This window comes from Acinetobacter sp. ANC_7635, assembly GCF_056779945.1.
This window is the reverse complement of record NZ_JBWYIS010000006.1, coordinates 52,426-68,364: the sequence shown is the minus strand read 5'-3', so window position 1 is coordinate 68,364 and position 15,939 is coordinate 52,426. Positions and strand designations below refer to the sequence as shown.

At 38.5% G+C, this 15,939-nt stretch carries 13 protein-coding genes; 8 read left to right on the top strand and 5 right to left on the bottom strand.

Going from position 1 to position 15,939, the window contains the following annotated elements:
- Positions 1–72: 72 nt before the first annotated feature.
- From clpX to tig, 3 genes are all read right to left on the bottom strand, one after another.
- Positions 73–1,383, bottom strand: coding sequence for an ATP-dependent protease ATP-binding subunit ClpX (gene clpX / locus AC1M89_RS08530; protein ID WP_035265272.1), 1,311 nt, complete (start codon positions 1,381–1,383; stop codon positions 73–75).
- Between the two features lie 33 nt (positions 1,384–1,416).
- The gene (clpP, locus tag AC1M89_RS08525) at positions 1,417–2,028 is read right to left on the bottom strand and encodes an ATP-dependent Clp endopeptidase proteolytic subunit ClpP (protein ID WP_035265270.1); all 612 of its coding nucleotides are present in this window, start codon (positions 2,026–2,028) and stop codon (positions 1,417–1,419) included.
- A gap of 192 nt (positions 2,029–2,220) precedes the next feature.
- Positions 2,221–3,552: a trigger factor gene (tig, locus tag AC1M89_RS08520; RefSeq protein WP_180028337.1), complete on the bottom strand. Its 1,332-nt coding sequence runs from the start codon at positions 3,550–3,552 to the stop codon at positions 2,221–2,223.
- A gap of 266 nt (positions 3,553–3,818) precedes the next feature.
- Here tig and AC1M89_RS08515 point away from each other — a divergent pair, with 266 nt between their 5' ends.
- From AC1M89_RS08515 to AC1M89_RS08485, 7 genes are all read left to right on the top strand, one after another.
- Positions 3,819–5,957, top strand: a complete 2,139-nt coding sequence (locus AC1M89_RS08515; RefSeq protein ID WP_481591562.1) for a TonB-dependent receptor domain-containing protein — start codon at positions 3,819–3,821, stop codon at positions 5,955–5,957.
- A 281-nt stretch (positions 5,958–6,238) separates the two neighbouring features.
- Positions 6,239–8,530: a TonB-dependent receptor gene (locus tag AC1M89_RS08510; RefSeq protein ID WP_481587582.1), complete on the top strand. Its 2,292-nt coding sequence runs from the start codon at positions 6,239–6,241 to the stop codon at positions 8,528–8,530.
- A gap of 64 nt (positions 8,531–8,594) precedes the next feature.
- Positions 8,595–9,278 carry a Fe2+-dependent dioxygenase gene (locus tag AC1M89_RS08505; RefSeq protein WP_481591588.1) on the top strand — a complete coding sequence of 228 codons (684 nt, stop codon included), beginning with the start codon at positions 8,595–8,597 and terminating at the stop codon, positions 9,276–9,278.
- 317 nt (positions 9,279–9,595) lie between these two features.
- Positions 9,596–11,293 carry a 2-isopropylmalate synthase gene (leuA, locus tag AC1M89_RS08500; protein ID WP_035265262.1) on the top strand — a complete coding sequence of 566 codons (1,698 nt, stop codon included), beginning with the start codon at positions 9,596–9,598 and terminating at the stop codon, positions 11,291–11,293.
- A gap of 101 nt (positions 11,294–11,394) precedes the next feature.
- The gene (gene metX, locus AC1M89_RS08495) at positions 11,395–12,555 is read left to right on the top strand and encodes a homoserine O-succinyltransferase MetX (protein WP_035265259.1); all 1,161 of its coding nucleotides are present in this window, start codon (positions 11,395–11,397) and stop codon (positions 12,553–12,555) included.
- Positions 12,555–13,148, top strand: coding sequence for a methionine biosynthesis protein MetW (gene metW, locus AC1M89_RS08490; RefSeq protein WP_092766759.1), 594 nt, complete (start codon positions 12,555–12,557; stop codon positions 13,146–13,148). Before metX ends, metW begins: the two co-directional genes overlap by 1 nt.
- Entirely contained in the window at positions 13,145–13,735 is a 591-nt protein-coding gene (locus AC1M89_RS08485) for a tetratricopeptide repeat protein (RefSeq protein WP_092766758.1), read from the top strand. Before metW ends, AC1M89_RS08485 begins: the two co-directional genes overlap by 4 nt.
- 42 nt (positions 13,736–13,777) lie before the next feature.
- Here the strand turns inward: AC1M89_RS08485 and AC1M89_RS08480 are convergent, their stop codons facing one another.
- The gene (locus AC1M89_RS08480; RefSeq protein WP_481591563.1) at positions 13,778–14,233 is read right to left on the bottom strand and encodes a GNAT family N-acetyltransferase; all 456 of its coding nucleotides are present in this window, start codon (positions 14,231–14,233) and stop codon (positions 13,778–13,780) included.
- A gap of 94 nt (positions 14,234–14,327) precedes the next feature.
- Between AC1M89_RS08480 and rdgB the strand changes: the two genes are divergently transcribed.
- Positions 14,328–14,957, top strand: a complete 630-nt coding sequence (gene rdgB / locus AC1M89_RS08475; protein ID WP_481587585.1) for an RdgB/HAM1 family non-canonical purine NTP pyrophosphatase — start codon at positions 14,328–14,330, stop codon at positions 14,955–14,957.
- On the opposite strand, the gene AC1M89_RS08470 is transcribed toward rdgB, so the two are convergent.
- Entirely contained in the window at positions 14,954–15,829 is an 876-nt protein-coding gene (locus tag AC1M89_RS08470) for an AEC family transporter (protein ID WP_481591564.1), read from the bottom strand. The genes rdgB and AC1M89_RS08470 overlap by 4 nt on opposite strands.
- Positions 15,830–15,939 lie beyond the last annotated feature (110 nt).

Here is a 15,939-nt window from a genome sequence, read left to right as displayed (position 1 = left end):
CAATCCGAGATTAAAAACAAAAAACGCGCAAAAAGTGGGACTTTTTACGCGTTTCAGATGAATTACAATCAATTAAGCAGATTTAGTATCTAAAATCTTTAAATCGACCTTTTCTTCAACTTGTTGTTCTTGTTTAGGTTGGCGCTCAGTTCGATATTCTGGTTCAGCATTTTCATTGATCACAGCTTCATTGATCACAACAGTACCAATATCAGAGCGACTTGGTAAATCGTACATCGTATCGAGTAAGACGTTTTCAAGAATTGAACGTAAACCACGTGCACCTGTATTACGCTCAAGTGCTTTTTTCGCAACAGCTCGCAATGCTGAATCTTCAAATAATAGATCAACATCTTCCATTTCGAACAAGTATTGATACTGACGCGTTAATGCATTTTTTGGTTCAGTCAAAATTTGCATTAATGCTTCTTCGTCCAATTCTTCGAGCGTTGCAATCACTGGCAGACGACCAATGAATTCAGGGATTAAACCAAATTTCACAAGATCGGCAGCTTCTACCTGACTAAATAATTCAGATAACTTCTTAGAATCATCTTTAGTCTTCACGTCAGCAGTGAAACCAATTCCACCTTTTTCTTGACGCTGTTGCACGACACGCTCCAAACCAGAGAATGCACCACCGCAGATGAACAGGATATTAGACGTATCAATTTGAATGAACTCTTGCTGTGGATGCTTACGACCACCTTGAGGTGGAATTGAAGCTACCGTACCTTCGATCATTTTTAAAAGCGCTTGTTGAACACCTTCACCTGAGACATCACGTGTAATTGAAGGATTTTCAGACTTACGGGTAATCTTATCGATCTCGTCGATATAAATGATACCCTTCTGTGCTTTCTCAACATCGTAATCTGCTTTTTGTAGCAATTTTTGAACGATATTCTCAACATCTTCACCAACATAACCAGCTTCAGTTAATGTCGTTGCATCAGCCATCGCAAATGGCACATCTAATAAGCGCGCTAAAGTTTGCGCCAACAAAGTCTTACCCGAACCTGTTGGTCCTATGAGTAAGATATTGCTTTTAGCAAGTTCTACACGATCTTCTGACTTTGCAGTTGATTGAGTCACTTTAAGACGTTTATAGTGGTTATATACCGCAACAGAGAGCGTTTTTTTCGCAGTGTCTTGACCAATCACATATTGATCTAAAGCTGCACGAATTTCATGCGGCTTAGGTAATGGACGAGTTGCCCATTCACCAGTTTCGACTTGCTGGCTCGTCTGAACTAAATCTAAGCATACATCTACACATTCATTACAAATGTAAGCGTCCTCGCCTGCAATGAGTTTACCCACTTCAGACTGCGTTTTACCGCAAAATGAACAATGCTTTTGTCCTTGAGGATTTTCAGACATCTTCACTCCAAATAAATTTCTATGCTTTACAGCTTAAAGTTGCGGACGTTTCGTTAAAACTTCATCGACCAAACCATATTCTTTTGCAGCTTGAGCGGTCATAAAGTTATCACGGTCTGTATCACGTGCAACAGTTTCATAATCTTGGCCACTGTGTTCAGCCATTAGACGGTTCAAACGCTCTTTAATAAATAGAATTTCACGTGCATGAATTTCAATATCTGAAGCTTGACCACGGAAACCACCCAATGGTTGGTGAATCATAACACGAGCGTTTTCTAAGCAGTAACGTTTACCCTTAGCACCAGCATTCAATAAAAAAGCGCCCATTGAGGCTGCTTGGCCCATACAATATGTCACGACATCTGGTTTGATGAATTGCATCGTATCGTAAATTGCCATACCCGCAGTCACTGAACCACCAGGTGAGTTAATGTACAGATGAATATCTTTTTCTGGATTCTCAGCTTCTAAGAACAACATTTGCGCAACGATTAAGTTCGCCATATTGTCTTCAACTTCACCCGTTAAGAAAATTACACGTTCGCGCAAAAGACGCGAGAAAATATCAAAAGAACGCTCACCACGAGATGATTGCTCTACGACAACTGGAACCAAAGCATTATCAATTGTTGGAACATACATACGTTATTTATTCCTGAATTTTTTGTCACTCAATACATTTTCACAATATGAGGGATAATTGTCGAAAATGCAAAATATTCACCATTAAATATCAGATATTTTTTAATTAGGCTTTGTGAATACAGGACAAGTTGATCCATATTTTTTACAAGAAAAAAGGCGCGTTAAGCGCCTCTTCCTTCGGATAACCGATTAGCCTTGTTGACGAGCTTGTTGTTCTTTCAACAATTCTTCATAGCTAACAGCTTTATCAGTTACTTTAGCAGACGCTAAGATGTGATCTACAACTTGGTCTTCTAAAACAACAGCTTCGATTTGTGCACGTTGTTGCTTATCATTTTTGAAGTATTCAATAACTTCTGTAGGATCTTCATAAGAAGTCGCCATATCTTCGATATAAGCTTCTACACGTGCTTGATCAACTTCGATTTTTGCTTCAGCAAGAATACTGCTCACCAAAACACCTAATTTTACTGATTTTTCAGCTTGCTCTTTGAATAATTCATCTGGAAGCATGCTTGAATCAAATGCTTTAGCGCCTTGAGCACCAAACTGTTGAGTAAACTGTTGGATCATTTGTTGACGTTGACGGTCAATTTCTTGAGACAACATAGATGCAGGTACTTCGATTTCATTTGCAGCTACAAGCGCATCAAAAGTTGCACCTTTCACTTGATTGCGAAGACCGTTTTTCACTTCACGTTCCATATTTTTGCGAACGTCAGCTTTTAACTTCTCAACACCTTCTTCTTCAGTTAAACCAAAGATTTTTAGGAATTCAGCATCTACGTCAGGAAGCTTTTGTTTTTCAACAAGCTTAACTGTGATTTTGAATTGAGCTGATTTACCTGCAAGGTTTTCTGCTTGGTAATCTTCAGGGAAAGTTACATCAATTACTTTCTCTTCGCCTTTCTTCATACCAACGATACCGTCTTCGAAGCCAGGGATCATACGACCAGAACCTAATACAAGTTTGAAGTCTTCAGCAGAACCACCTTCAAATTTTTCGCCGTCAATAGAACCTTCGAAATCAAAAGTAACTTGCATGTCTTTTTTAGCCATGCCTTTTGTTTCAGTCCAAGTCGCGCGTTGCTTTTGAAGATTTTCGATCATTTGATCTACATCTTTATCATTTACTTCAGTAGATTTACGTTCAACTTCTAAACCGTCAAACTTAACTGAAACTTCTGGGTAAACTTCAACAGTTGCTTCATAAACTAAAGCATCTTCTTTGTTTTCAACTTTTTCAATGTTAGGCATGCCTACAGCATTGATTTTCTCTTGTTGAATTGCTTCGAATACTGTGTCACGAATAACATCATTTACCACTTCTTGGTAAATGCTCGCGCCGTATTCACGACGAACAACATTTAAAGGCACTTTACCTGGACGGAAGCCGTTGATCTTAACTGTTTTAGCAGTACGTTTTAAACGAGCTTCGAATTGCTCATTAACACGGCTCGTCGGTACAGATACATTTAAACGACGGGCTACGCCCGAAACCGCTTCAGAAGTTACTTGCATGGCTTCCTCGATATAGAAATAGTAATTGCAATTTTTAAAGTGCCACATTATATGACAACAATCAAAGATATACAAAATACCTTTTTCAAACCATCTTTTTTATGAACCTGAGAATATTTTTTTTGCTCACAAGGTTTGACCATATTCAATTCATTTTTCTTAATTATTGTTTGTTTTTTATTGCAAATGATAAAGTTTATCATTAATATTTGCATCAAATTTGATCATGCCCTCAAGCATCACTCATACCAGCGGAAGAACATAATATGAGTAAGTTTAAGCTTCAACCTCTTACAGTTGCATTATTCGCTTTGTCTAGCGGTGTAACATTTGCAAATACCACAAATGAAAGTAGTGCTCATCAACTTTCGACAATTGTCGTTTCTGCTGCGGGTTTTGAGCAGGATATTAAAAATGCACCTGCATCTATTAGTGTTGTAACTAAAGAAGATATTGAAAAGAAAAATGCGACAAGCATCGCTGATCTTTTATCAGATGTCCCTGGTATTGATATTCGTTCTGGAGTTGGGAAAACATCTGGCCTTAACGTTAAGATGCGTGGTCTTGGTAATGACTATAGCTTAGTTCTTATTGATGGACGCCGTCAAACAACCTCATCAGATGTAACACCTAATGGCTTTGGTGAAACCTCTAATAGTTTTTTACCGCCTCTAGCCGCTATTGAGCGAATTGAAGTTATCCGTGGACCAATGGCTACTCGCTATGGTTCAGAAGCAATGGGTGGTGTGATCAATATCATTACTAAAAAAGTTGCAGATCAGTGGTCAGCAAATGTCACAACGAGTGGCAACATTATGGAAAGTAATGCTGAAGCAGACTCTTGGAAATCTAGTTTTGTGATTAATGGTCCACTTATTAATGACCGCTTAGGTTTACAATTAAGAGGTAGCTATTTGGATCGTCAACGTTCTGAACGTATTGTTGAGGGTTCGACTAGCCGTGATCCACGCCCAAGTAAAGCAGATAATTATGATTATGGTGCAAAATTAGACTTTAAATTAGATGAACAAAATGCTTTATGGATTGATGGTTTTTATTCTAGCCAACGCTATGACAACACAGATCAACGTTTAGGAAACTTTATTTCTCGTGGTGGTATCGCAGGCTATAACGATGAGCTTGAGTTCAATCGAACTCAATTTGCACTTGGTCATGATGGTAACTATGATTTTGGTTTGTGGAAAACTTATCTAAGCCATAACACAACAGAGACCCAAGGTCGCACCATTCCAACAGATGCATTCCCAGAGTTAGCAGGTCAAGCTCGAAAACTCGAAAATAAAGATCTTGTGATTGACTCTCATATTATTGCACCAATCAAAAGTCATAAATTGACAGTTGGTACTGAATACAAAGATACAACCATTGCAGATGATATTGCAGGTATAGGAAAAGAATTTACACAGGATACTTGGTCTCTCTACGCTGAAGATGAATGGCAACTCAAAGACAACTTATTTTTCACATTCGGTGGTCGCTTCGAAGATCATAGCGGATTTGGTGGACAATTTAGTCCGCGGGCTTATTTAGTTTGGAACACCAATGATGCACTAACGATCAAAGGTGGCGTAAGTACAGGTTATAAAACACCATCCGCTAAGGATCTTTACGACGGAATCAATGGTTATAGTGGTCAAGGTGCTACACCGAGTCTTGGAAATCCAGATTTAGATCCTGAAACATCAATCAACTATGAGCTTGGATTTAATTATCAACCTTCTGATAATTTTAACCTTACAGCAACTGCATTCTTCAACGTTGTTGAAGACAAGATCGTTTCTAGAACGTTCAGTTGTAACACCAATGATTGCTCTAATCTTAGTGATAAAGCAACTTCTTATAGCAAGAGTTTCAACACGGATGAAGCAGAAATTTATGGTTTAGAGACATCCCTAAATTATCAAATTATTCCAGAATGGAGCTTAAAAGCGGCTTACACCTATACCGATTCAGAAATAACTAAAGGTCAAGACAAAGGATATGCTTTAGAGTCTACTGCGAAACATTTAGCTAGCCTAACATCTACTTGGCACATTAATGACTCTTTAGACCTATGGTTACAACATGAATATCAATCTGGTCGTCCTCGATTTACTAGTGAACCTACAGACGCTGGCTCAATTAGTATTTTGGAACAAACCAATAACGAATTTTCTGGTTATAATTTATTTAATCTTGGTGCAAGTTATCAACTGAACGATAAAATTCGTATTAATGCTGCAGTAAACAATCTATTGGATAAAGACTTTACTCAAAATATGGAATATGTAGATATTAACGGCGATCTTCAACAAGCTTATAAATATCTTTCAATTGGACGTAGCTCTGAAGGCACATACTTAGCTGGTCGTAACTACTGGTTATCTATTTCATATGATTTCTAATTCTAGGTAGATTCTCTCTAGTAAAACCCTGCGCTAGCAGGGTTTTTTATTTTATTAAAAATTAATTCCCTATCAAAAATAGCCATACAAAAATGTAGAAACTTTAATTTTTCCAATATTATTTAAATTCATTTACTTATACATAAAATATTACATTATTACATTTAAGCTTCCGTTATTTAGTTTAACTTAAATCGCAAATATCAATTTTAAGACCCGTTAAAGCTAAAAAAGAATCATTATTATTCTCAACCTGAAAACAAATTCATATCAGGTTGAACATGGCCTTTATCAAGACACGTAAAAAAATCGTTTCATCTGCAATAGCAACGTCATTGGCTGTTATTTCAGGTCAAACTTTCGCACAAGAAGATACAGCGCATTTAGAAACAATTAAATCAGAGGCTCAATCAGAGCAGTCATTTAAAGTCGACAAATCCTCAAACGCTAAATACGTTGCTCCCCTACTCGATACTCCCAAATCAATCTCTGTTATTTCTCAAAAACAGATACAAGATACTCAAGTGACTACGCTGTCTGATGCTTTAAGAACTGTTCCAGGAATCACACTTGGTGCGGGCGAAGGTGGCAACCCAAATGGTGACCGTCCATTTATCCGTGGTTATAACTCTGAAAGTTCAATGTACGTTGACGGTGTGAGGAACTCTACTTCTCAAAACCGAGAAATGTTTGCCGTTGAACAGGTTGAAGTCACCAAAGGCTCCGCCTCTACTTTAGGTGGTGGAGGTTCCACGGGTGGTAGTATTAACCTAATTTCCAAATTAGCCAAATCTGGAGATGCTTTCCAAGGCTCTGTTGCTGGCGGTACTGATGCTTATGCACGTATCACATTAGATGCAAATAAAGATTTTGGGAATGGTATTGCGACTCGTGTCGTGGCAATGGGTCACCAGAATGAAAAAGCGGGACAACATAATGGCGCTGAATATGAACGTGCTGGTATTGCACCAAGTATTAGCTTTGGGTTAGACACGCCCACTCGAGCGACACTAGCCTACTACTACCTAAAGTCTGCTGATAAGCCAGATTCAGGTATTCCATATAAATACGACACTGACAGAAAAGCGACCGTCGGCTCACCCGTTGATGTTAAACAGGGTACATACTACGGTTGGTTAAATCGTGATTTTCAAAAGCAAGAAAATCAAAGTGGGACCCTTAAGCTAGAGCACGATTTTAGCGAAAATCTAAGCTTGATGAATACTGCTGTCTATAGCAAATCAAAAAATAATTACTTATGGACTCAACCAGATGACAGTCAGGGCAACGTCGCAAATGGAAAAGTTTGGCGTCGTCTAAATACCAACCTAACAACCACTGACAGTTTTACAGATCAACTCGCATTAACAGGTAAACTCCAAACAGGCATCATAAAACATAATTTCAATTTGGGTGCTGAATACAGTAAACAAGATTCTGAACGCGGCACAAACATTGTAACCGACCCTAATACCACGTTAATAGGCGGTAGTGGTGCTAATAATGCATGCTCATTAAATATTTCAAATGGTTGGTGTACTGATCTTTATAACCCCAATTCGAATGATGCTTGGCTAGGTAAAGTTCAAGCTAATCCAAATGTCATGAAGATTAAATCTGAAACACAATCAGTATATGCCCTAAATAATATTGAGCTTAATCCTCAGTGGCTCCTTGACCTTGGTATTCGCTGGGATGAATTCGAAACTGAAATGAAATACAATCAAGATACTGGTTCAGGCACTTCAGCAATTCAAGCAGGAACAAAATATAATTCAAAACACGATTTCTTCAATTATCAAGCTGGATTAACCTTTAAACCAAGAGAAAATGGATCAATTTATGCAAGCTATGCGACTTCAGCTAATCCCGTTGGAATCGATGCTGGTAATGGTTCAGAAGGGTTAAGTGTCCCAGGACGAAATACGACTGATGCACAAGCAAGAGCAATTAACAACCTCAAACCTGAAGAAGTCAAAACCTATGAAATCGGAACCAAATGGGACCTTTTGAATAACAGAATTAATCTCACAGCTGCTATTTTCCGTACAGAAAAAGAAAATACTCGCGCTTTAGATAGTGATGGATTTACAAGAAATATTGGTGAGACACGTGTTGATGGCGTTGAATTAGGCTTAAACGGCAATATCACAAATAAATGGGCTTTATCTGCAGGATACACATATTTAGATAGTGAAATTGTTGATGCAGGTTATGTAAAAAATAGCGATGGAAGTTATTCGGCTAGCCCAACTAATGGTAACCAAGTCCAAAATGTCGCAAAACACTCTGCCACTTTGTGGACAACTTACCAAGTTCTCCCTAAATTACAATTAGGTGCTGGTGTTTTAGCTATGGATCGAGTGTATGGAGATGCTGCAAATACCAAATTTGTACCAGGCTATGTTCGTTATGACGCCATGGCTCGCTATCAAGTAAATTCAGATATTGATCTTCAATTGAACGTCAATAATCTCTCAGATACACGTTATTTCACGAAAGCTTATGCTTCGCATTATGCAACTGAAGCTGAAGGTCGAAATGCTGTATTGTCTTTAAATTTCAAGTTTTAATTTCATTTCAGCATAGCTCTATACAAGCTATGCTTTTCATCACCTAAAGCAGTGAGTGATCGTAGTGATTCATCATATTCCAAATATTCTAAGCCCTGAACAAGTTCGATATTTTCGTGAAGAAATGTCTAAAGTAGATTGGGTCAATGGAAAGGTAACAGCTGGAACACTCTCTGCAACAGTGAAACATAATCAGCAACTTTCCAATGATCATCCCCTGACCAAACATCTAGGTGATATTATTTTAGAATCCCTAGGTCAACATCCTTTATTCTTATCAGCAGCAATTCCACTAGATATCATCCCTCCTCTGTTTAATCGCTATGAAAAGCATCAATCATTCGGTTTTCATGTCGACAATTCGATTCGCAGAGTTCAAGGCTCACAAGAACGCTTGAGAACAGATTTATCTTGTACTTTATTCTTGAGTGATCCGCACGAATATGACGGCGGTGAATTAGTCATTGAAGATACTTATGGATATCACGAAGTCAAACTCCCTGCAGGAGATTTGATACTTTATCCATCTACTAGCTTACATGAGGTCACTTCTATCCAATCGGGTTGTCGCTTGGCATCATTTTTTTGGGTACAAAGTATGATTCGAGATGATTCAAATCGACATATGTTATTTACTTTAGATCAATCTATTCAGCAACTTCGTATGGAATTAGGGGATCAACATGAGCAAGTCATCAAACTCACGAGCCTCTATCACAATTTAATTCGAAAATGGGCAGAACTATAATTTATTTTTCACAGTTAATTTTTATAATGAAAAATATTATTAAAAAAAAATATATTGTGAAAAAAAATTTCACATTCATCATACTTTGATCTAAATCAGGGAATAATTCTCTTGAAGATCGCACTATACTAAAAGAAAGAATTTACAAGCACTGTGACGGTATAGCTAAGCTCTATATATTCAAAAGATTTTTAGGGAATTCAGCAAAATGATGCAGTAAGCCACTTGTAAATTGATAGAATAGACACAATCGATATAAATAGCGCAGTGCCTTTACACAAGACCCAAGCATGTTGTGCTATGAAAGGAGTTATCTCATGATGTTGGCTGATCCAAGCAAAAAATACCGTCGCATGTACCAACGTGTAGACTTACCTGACCGTCAATGGCCAAATAACGAAATTAATAAAGCGCCTATCTGGATGAGCACCGACCTCCGTGACGGTAACCAAGCTATTTTCGAACCAATGAACATTGAACAAAAGTTCAAGATGTTCCAAATGTTGGTGAAAATTGGTTTCAAACATATTGAAATTGGCTTTCCATCTGCCTCACAGATTGATTTTGACTTTACCCGTAAATTAATCGAAGAAAATCATATTCCAGATGATGTCTATATCGAAGTATTAGTTCAAGCTCGTGATCACTTGATTCAACGTACATTTGAATCATTACAAGGTGCCAAACGTGCAATTGTGCATATCTATAATTCAAACTCACCAACATTCCGTCAAAAAGTATTGAATGTTGATGTAGCGGGTGCGAAAGCCTTAGCGGTGAATGCGGCTCAAAAAGTGAAAGAATATGCAGCACAATATCCTGAAACTGAATGGGTGTTCCAATACTCTCCTGAATGCTTTACCGCAACTGAATTAGAAGTTGCAAAAGATGTCTGTGATGCAGTCACTGAAATTTGGGATGCTCGCCCAGATAATAAAGTTATCTTGAATCTACCCGCGACTGTTGAAGTTTCTGGGCCTCATGTTTACGCTGACCAAGTTGAATGGATGCATCGCAACTTACAACGCCGCGATGGTGTCATTATTTCTGTACACTGTCACAATGACCGTGGATGCGGTATTGCAGCATCCGAGTTAGCGATCATGGCTGGTGCTGATCGTGTGGAAGGTTGTGTATTTGGTAATGGTGAACGTACAGGTAACGTTGACGTTGCAGCGATTGCATTAAATATGTATACCCAAGGTGTCGCTCCAAATCTAGATTTTTCAAATATTAATGAAATCATTTCTACTATTGAAGAATGTACAGGTATACCCGTTCATCCACGTCATCCATATGCGGGTGATTTAGTATTTACTGCATTTTCTGGCTCACACCAAGATGCGATTAAAAAAGGCTTTGAGTTCCAGAAAAACGAAGAAATTTGGGACATGCCTTACTTACCAATTGATCCTAAAGATTTGGGACGTGATTATGACGCAGTCATTCGTGTCAATTCACAATCAGGTAAAGGTGGTATCGCATACTTGTTAGAGTCGAACTACAACGTCGTATTACCACGTCGCTTACAAATTGAGTTCTCGCAAGTCGTGCAACAGGTAGCTGACGAAGAAGGCGTAGAAGTTTCTGCTGAGCAAATTTGGAGTTTATTCCAAAGTACATATGTAAATCAGAAAGATAAACATTATGTCGCGAAAAACTATCGATTATCTGATGAAAATGGCAATCAAGTCATTGAATTAGATATTGAAGTCGGTGGTCAAGTTCAACATCTACGTGGTGAAGGCAACGGACCAATCTCTGCAATTTTAGATGCTTTACAGTTGCCAATCGATGTTGTGAACTATGAAGAACGTAGCATTGGTTCTGGTGCAAATGCTAAAGCGTTGGCACTAATTGAACTTCAAGTCAAAGGTACAGGTAAATCAGCATTCGGTGCTGGTGTACATGACAACATCGTGACTTCATCTATTGAAGGAATTATTGCATGTACAAATCGTTTAATTGATCAAGGTGTTTTGAGCACAGATCAAGTGATCGCTGCGGCAGTATAAATATTAGCAATAATATTTAGCACGAAAATGACTTTAGAAGGATACCCTCAAGTGGTATCCTTTTATTTATTCATACTTAAGATTTTAGGCGAATTTATCCTGTGTCTTTTCCAGCTGACTCAGTGGGCATTGTTGTTCCACAAAAGTTCCAATTTGAAGAACCACTCGCATTAGAATGTGGCCGCGTTTTACCACGTTTCGAATTGATGGTCGAAACTTATGGCACACTCAATGCAGATAAATCTAATGCAATTTTGATCTGCCATGCGCTTTCTGGTCATCATCATGCTGCTGGTTATCACCATGAAGATGATAAAAAAGCAGGTTGGTGGGATGCTTGTATTGGGCCAGGCAAAGCAATTGATACCAATACATTTTTTGTGGTGGCATTAAACAATATTGGTGGTTGTAACGGATCAACAGGACCAACCTCCCCAAATCCTGAAAATGAAAATCGTCCTTATGGTCCAGACTTTCCATTAGTGACCGTGCGCGATTGGGTTAAAACTCAAGCAATGCTGTCTGATCGTCTCGGTATCACTGTTTGGCACTCTATTATTGGTGGCTCTTTGGGAGGCATGCAGGCACTTCAGTGGTCTGTAGATTATCCTGACCGATTAAATAATTGTGTCATTATTGCCAGTGCACCTAAACTTTCAGCGCAAAATATCGCGTTTAATGAGGTCGCGCGCCAATCCATTTTGTCTGATCCTGATTTTCATCATGGTCGCTATTTAGAAAAAGACAGCTATCCTAAACGTGGTCTTATTCTAGCGCGGATGGTAGGTCACATTACCTACCTTTCTGAAGAAGCCATGAAACAAAAATTTGGTCGTGATTTAAAATCTGGCAAATTCATGTATGGTTTCGATGTTGAATTCCAAGTTGAAAGTTATCTTCGCTATCAAGGTGAACAATTTAGTCGTAACTTTGATGCGAACACCTACTTGATCATGACTAAAGCTTTGGATTACTTCGATCCTTCTCGTGAGTATGAACAATCTTTAGTTAAAGCAATGTCGAATACAAAATGTAAATTCCTTGTGATTTCATTTACTACGGATTGGAGATTCTCTCCTTCCCGATCTGTTGAGATTGTGGATGCATTGATTACCAATCATAAGCCTGTGAGCTATGTTGATATTGATGCAGAACAAGGTCATGACTCGTTCTTGTTTCCTATCCCTTTATATGTCAAAACTTTAAGGGCTTTCTTAGGTGGTGTAGACCATCTTGCTTCAACCCCTAAGGAGACCGTGTAATGCGTATTGATCAGAAGCTTGCAGAAAAATGGATTAAACCTGATTCAAGCATTTTAGATCTTGGTTGTGGCGATGGTGAGTTACTGGCTCATATGAGCAAAAAGCACAACATTCGTGCATACGGATTAGAAATCGATCAAGAAAAGATTGCAATTGCAGTCAGTCGAGGGTTAAATATCATCCAACAAGACTTGAACCTCGGTTTGGGACGCTTTGCAGACCAGTCATTTGACTATGTTGTCATGGCACAAGCTTTGCAAGCTGTAGATGCACCTGATGTGCTTTTGCGCGATATGGTGCGTGTTGGGAAACAAGCAATTATTACTTTTCCTAACTTTGCACACTGGAAAACACGCTCTTTCCTTGCTTTAAAAGGGAAAATGCCTGTTTCGGATGCCTTACCCTATATGTGGTATAACACTCCAAATATCCATCTGTGCACGTTTAAGGATTTCGAAGCACTTTGTGCTGAGAATCAAATTAAAATTATTGACCGTTTAGCCGTGAATGGGAATCAACAAGGGAGTTTGCTCAGCAAGCATATCCCGAACTTGTTTGGCGAGGTCGCGATTTATCGAGTGAGCGCTCTATGAAAAAGTTATTCTTAGGTACTTCATTATTTCTAGGGTTGTTGAGTTTCCAAGTTCATGCAGATTATGTACCTCAACAACCATCAACTTCTGCACTAGCTGCACAGTATTCACGTATGCCTGTATCTGAGCTCCAAAAAGCTGCTCGAGCAGGTCAACCGGCTGCCCAGTTTTATCTGGCAACACATTATCAACATGGTAAAGATGTTGCTAAAGACCTAAAGCAAGCTTTCGTTTGGTATAAGGCAGCAGCCGATCAAGGTATTTCATCTGCTCAGCTGAATGTGGGTCGTATGTATGCTGACGGTATTGGTGTTGCTAAAAATGAAACCTTAGCTCGCCAATACTTCGAAAAAGCAGCAAGTCATGGTGACAATCGTGCAAGCTTCAATTTAGCCGTTATGGAAGAGCAAAAGAAAAACTATATGGGTGCTTACCAATGGTATGAGCTTTCTACACGTGATGGCATGTTAGATAATAAAGTGATCAATATGTCTGAGACGAAAAAGACGGCTTTGGCTGCCAACCTGACACCAGAACAAATTCGTACTGCACGTGACCGTGCTGATCAATGGATTCAAAGCCGTTAATTACGCTTATAAGTTTGAAGAAAGCACCTATCGGTGCTTTTTTTATTCGATCATCTTCTTCATTCTTATGAATTTCATATCTTCGAATATTTCCACTTCACTCTGTGAAGTAAAACCTAATTTTTTATAAAAATGAACAGCCCCTATATGCGCATTGACTGTTATCTGTTGGATATCCGTTTGAGTTAATTGATCTAACACATAATTAAATAAATGAGTTCCAACGCCTTGAAATTGTAGATTTGGATGAACAAAAAAATGAAAAATATGGGCGGGTTGTTTGTAAGCAATCACCCCCACAAGCGACTGCTTTAATTCTGCAACAAAGTATTTTATCTCTTGATGATTGATGTGCGATACAAGAGCTTCTTTTGAAAATAGGGACTTACTTTTTGGCATTTCATCAAAGTAATTCAAAGCTAAAGCAATACAGGATGCAATATTTTCAGCATCAGCGATCTCGGCTTGACGAATATGAATGCTATTTAAATTTGTCATGTTTAATGATTGGTTATTTTAAAGATGAGTTCATCTGTATCATCGCAAATATCCGTTAGAATAGCTTCAAATTTGAAACAGAAAGTGATTCAACATGGCGTCTAAAGATTGGTTAGATCAAGGTACTTTGGTTTTAGCGAGCAACAATAAAGGGAAAATAGCTGAATTCGAAAAGTTATTTGAAGAATTAAAACTCCCTGTTAACGTTGTGCCTCAAGGACAACTGAACATTGAGGATGCGGTGGAAGATGGGTTAAGTTTTGTAGAAAATGCCATTATCAAAGCACGACATGCCTCTAAGATTTCGGGTAAACCAGCTATAGCAGATGACTCAGGTATTTGCGTCCCTGCACTTGGTGGTGCTCCTGGTATTTACTCTGCACGTTATGCTGGTGAGCATGGCGATGATGCTGCCAATAATGCTAAATTACTGGCGGATTTAGCACCATTACGTAACAATGGTGACGTGATTGAAGGGATGTTTGTGTGTGTACTCGCCTTAGTTCAACACGCTGAAGATCCTTTACCTCAGATTTTCCAAGGAATCTGGAAAGGTGAAATTTTGGAAGTAGCACGTGGCAAAAATGGTTTTGGCTACGACCCACTGTTTTGGCTACCTGAACTCAATATTAGTAGCGCTGAAATGACCAAAGAAGAAAAAAATAAGATCAGTCATCGTGGTCAAGCCATGCAGTTATTCAAAGCAAGCCTCGAAACGAACTAAACGATCAGTCCATGATAAACCATGGCAAATAAACCAATTGTCATGCAACTTACGATGGTACCCGCTGCGATATATTGGGCTGAAACGCCTGTTCCTGAATAATGTGTTTCTAAAGCAACAATATTCGCTGCGGGTGGCAATAAAAAAAACATAGACATCAGCGCAATAATAACCAGTTCGTGAGGAATCGGTAGAAGCAAATAGGCTACCGCACAGCACACTAAACCAAATAAAAATTTAATCAAAGCAAGTTTTAAACTTTCAATTAAGTCGGACAAGTGAATTTTTACTTGAGATAACCACATCCCAAGGATACACATCCCTGTAAAGGTCATTAACCACTTATCCAATATATACAATGATTGAATCATTGCATTCTGCTGAAAATGACTAACATTCCATAACGAAAGAAAACCAGCAACTAATAAAGCTAAAATCGGTGGAGAGAAAGTCAATTTTCTCAAAATCTCCATCGCAGACTGCTTTTCAGCACTTAATACGGTCACTGCACAAATATTACCAAAAATAGAGCCTCCGACATAAAGTGCAACCATAGGACTAGATGCTTGCGCACCAAAAATAGCGAATGCAAATGGAAAGCCCAGCCAAGCCATATTGAGGTAACTGGAACATAAGGAGACTAATTTGTCTTTTGTACGGTAATAAACAAATAAATACAGCAAAAATGAAGCGATAAAACTAAATAACATCAACCATATACTACCCTCTTGATAAAACACCATATTGTAAATAATGATGAGAGGAATCAGCACTTTCGCCAACAACATCGCCATAAAGGGACGAATTTTTTTTAAATATTCTACGCCAAAATAGCCGATAAGAAAGGAGACTAGTGGGAGTAGAAGAACCATATTAAATATGAAATAGATTTTTTCTCATCTTAGCACAACATCTATTTCACTTCAGGATAAGTCTCTTGCACACATAAGAAAGCCATGACTTCAAACTGAAATAATTCCGT

Bases quoted from the DNA above. Each gene is read 5' to 3' on its own strand.
- clpX (WP_035265272.1), bottom strand. From the start codon at position 1,383: ATGTCTGAAAATCCTCAAGGACAAAAGCATTGTTCATTTTGCGGTAAA.
- clpP (WP_035265270.1), bottom strand. From the start codon at position 2,028: ATGTATGTTCCAACAATTGATAATGCTTTGGTTCCAGTTGTCGTAGAG.
- tig (WP_180028337.1), bottom strand. From the start codon at position 3,552: ATGCAAGTAACTTCTGAAGCGGTTTCGGGCGTAGCCCGTCGTTTAAAT.
- AC1M89_RS08515 (WP_481591562.1), top strand. From the start codon at position 3,819: ATGAGTAAGTTTAAGCTTCAACCTCTTACAGTTGCATTATTCGCTTTG.
- AC1M89_RS08510 (WP_481587582.1), top strand. From the start codon at position 6,239: ATGGCCTTTATCAAGACACGTAAAAAAATCGTTTCATCTGCAATAGCA.
- leuA (WP_035265262.1), top strand. From the start codon at position 9,596: ATGATGTTGGCTGATCCAAGCAAAAAATACCGTCGCATGTACCAACGT.
- metW (WP_092766759.1), top strand. From the start codon at position 12,555: ATGCGTATTGATCAGAAGCTTGCAGAAAAATGGATTAAACCTGATTCA.
- AC1M89_RS08485 (WP_092766758.1), top strand. From the start codon at position 13,145: ATGAAAAAGTTATTCTTAGGTACTTCATTATTTCTAGGGTTGTTGAGT.
- AC1M89_RS08480 (WP_481591563.1), bottom strand. From the start codon at position 14,233: ATGACAAATTTAAATAGCATTCATATTCGTCAAGCCGAGATCGCTGAT.
- rdgB (WP_481587585.1), top strand. From the start codon at position 14,328: ATGGCGTCTAAAGATTGGTTAGATCAAGGTACTTTGGTTTTAGCGAGC.
- AC1M89_RS08470 (WP_481591564.1), bottom strand. From the start codon at position 15,829: ATGGTTCTTCTACTCCCACTAGTCTCCTTTCTTATCGGCTATTTTGGC.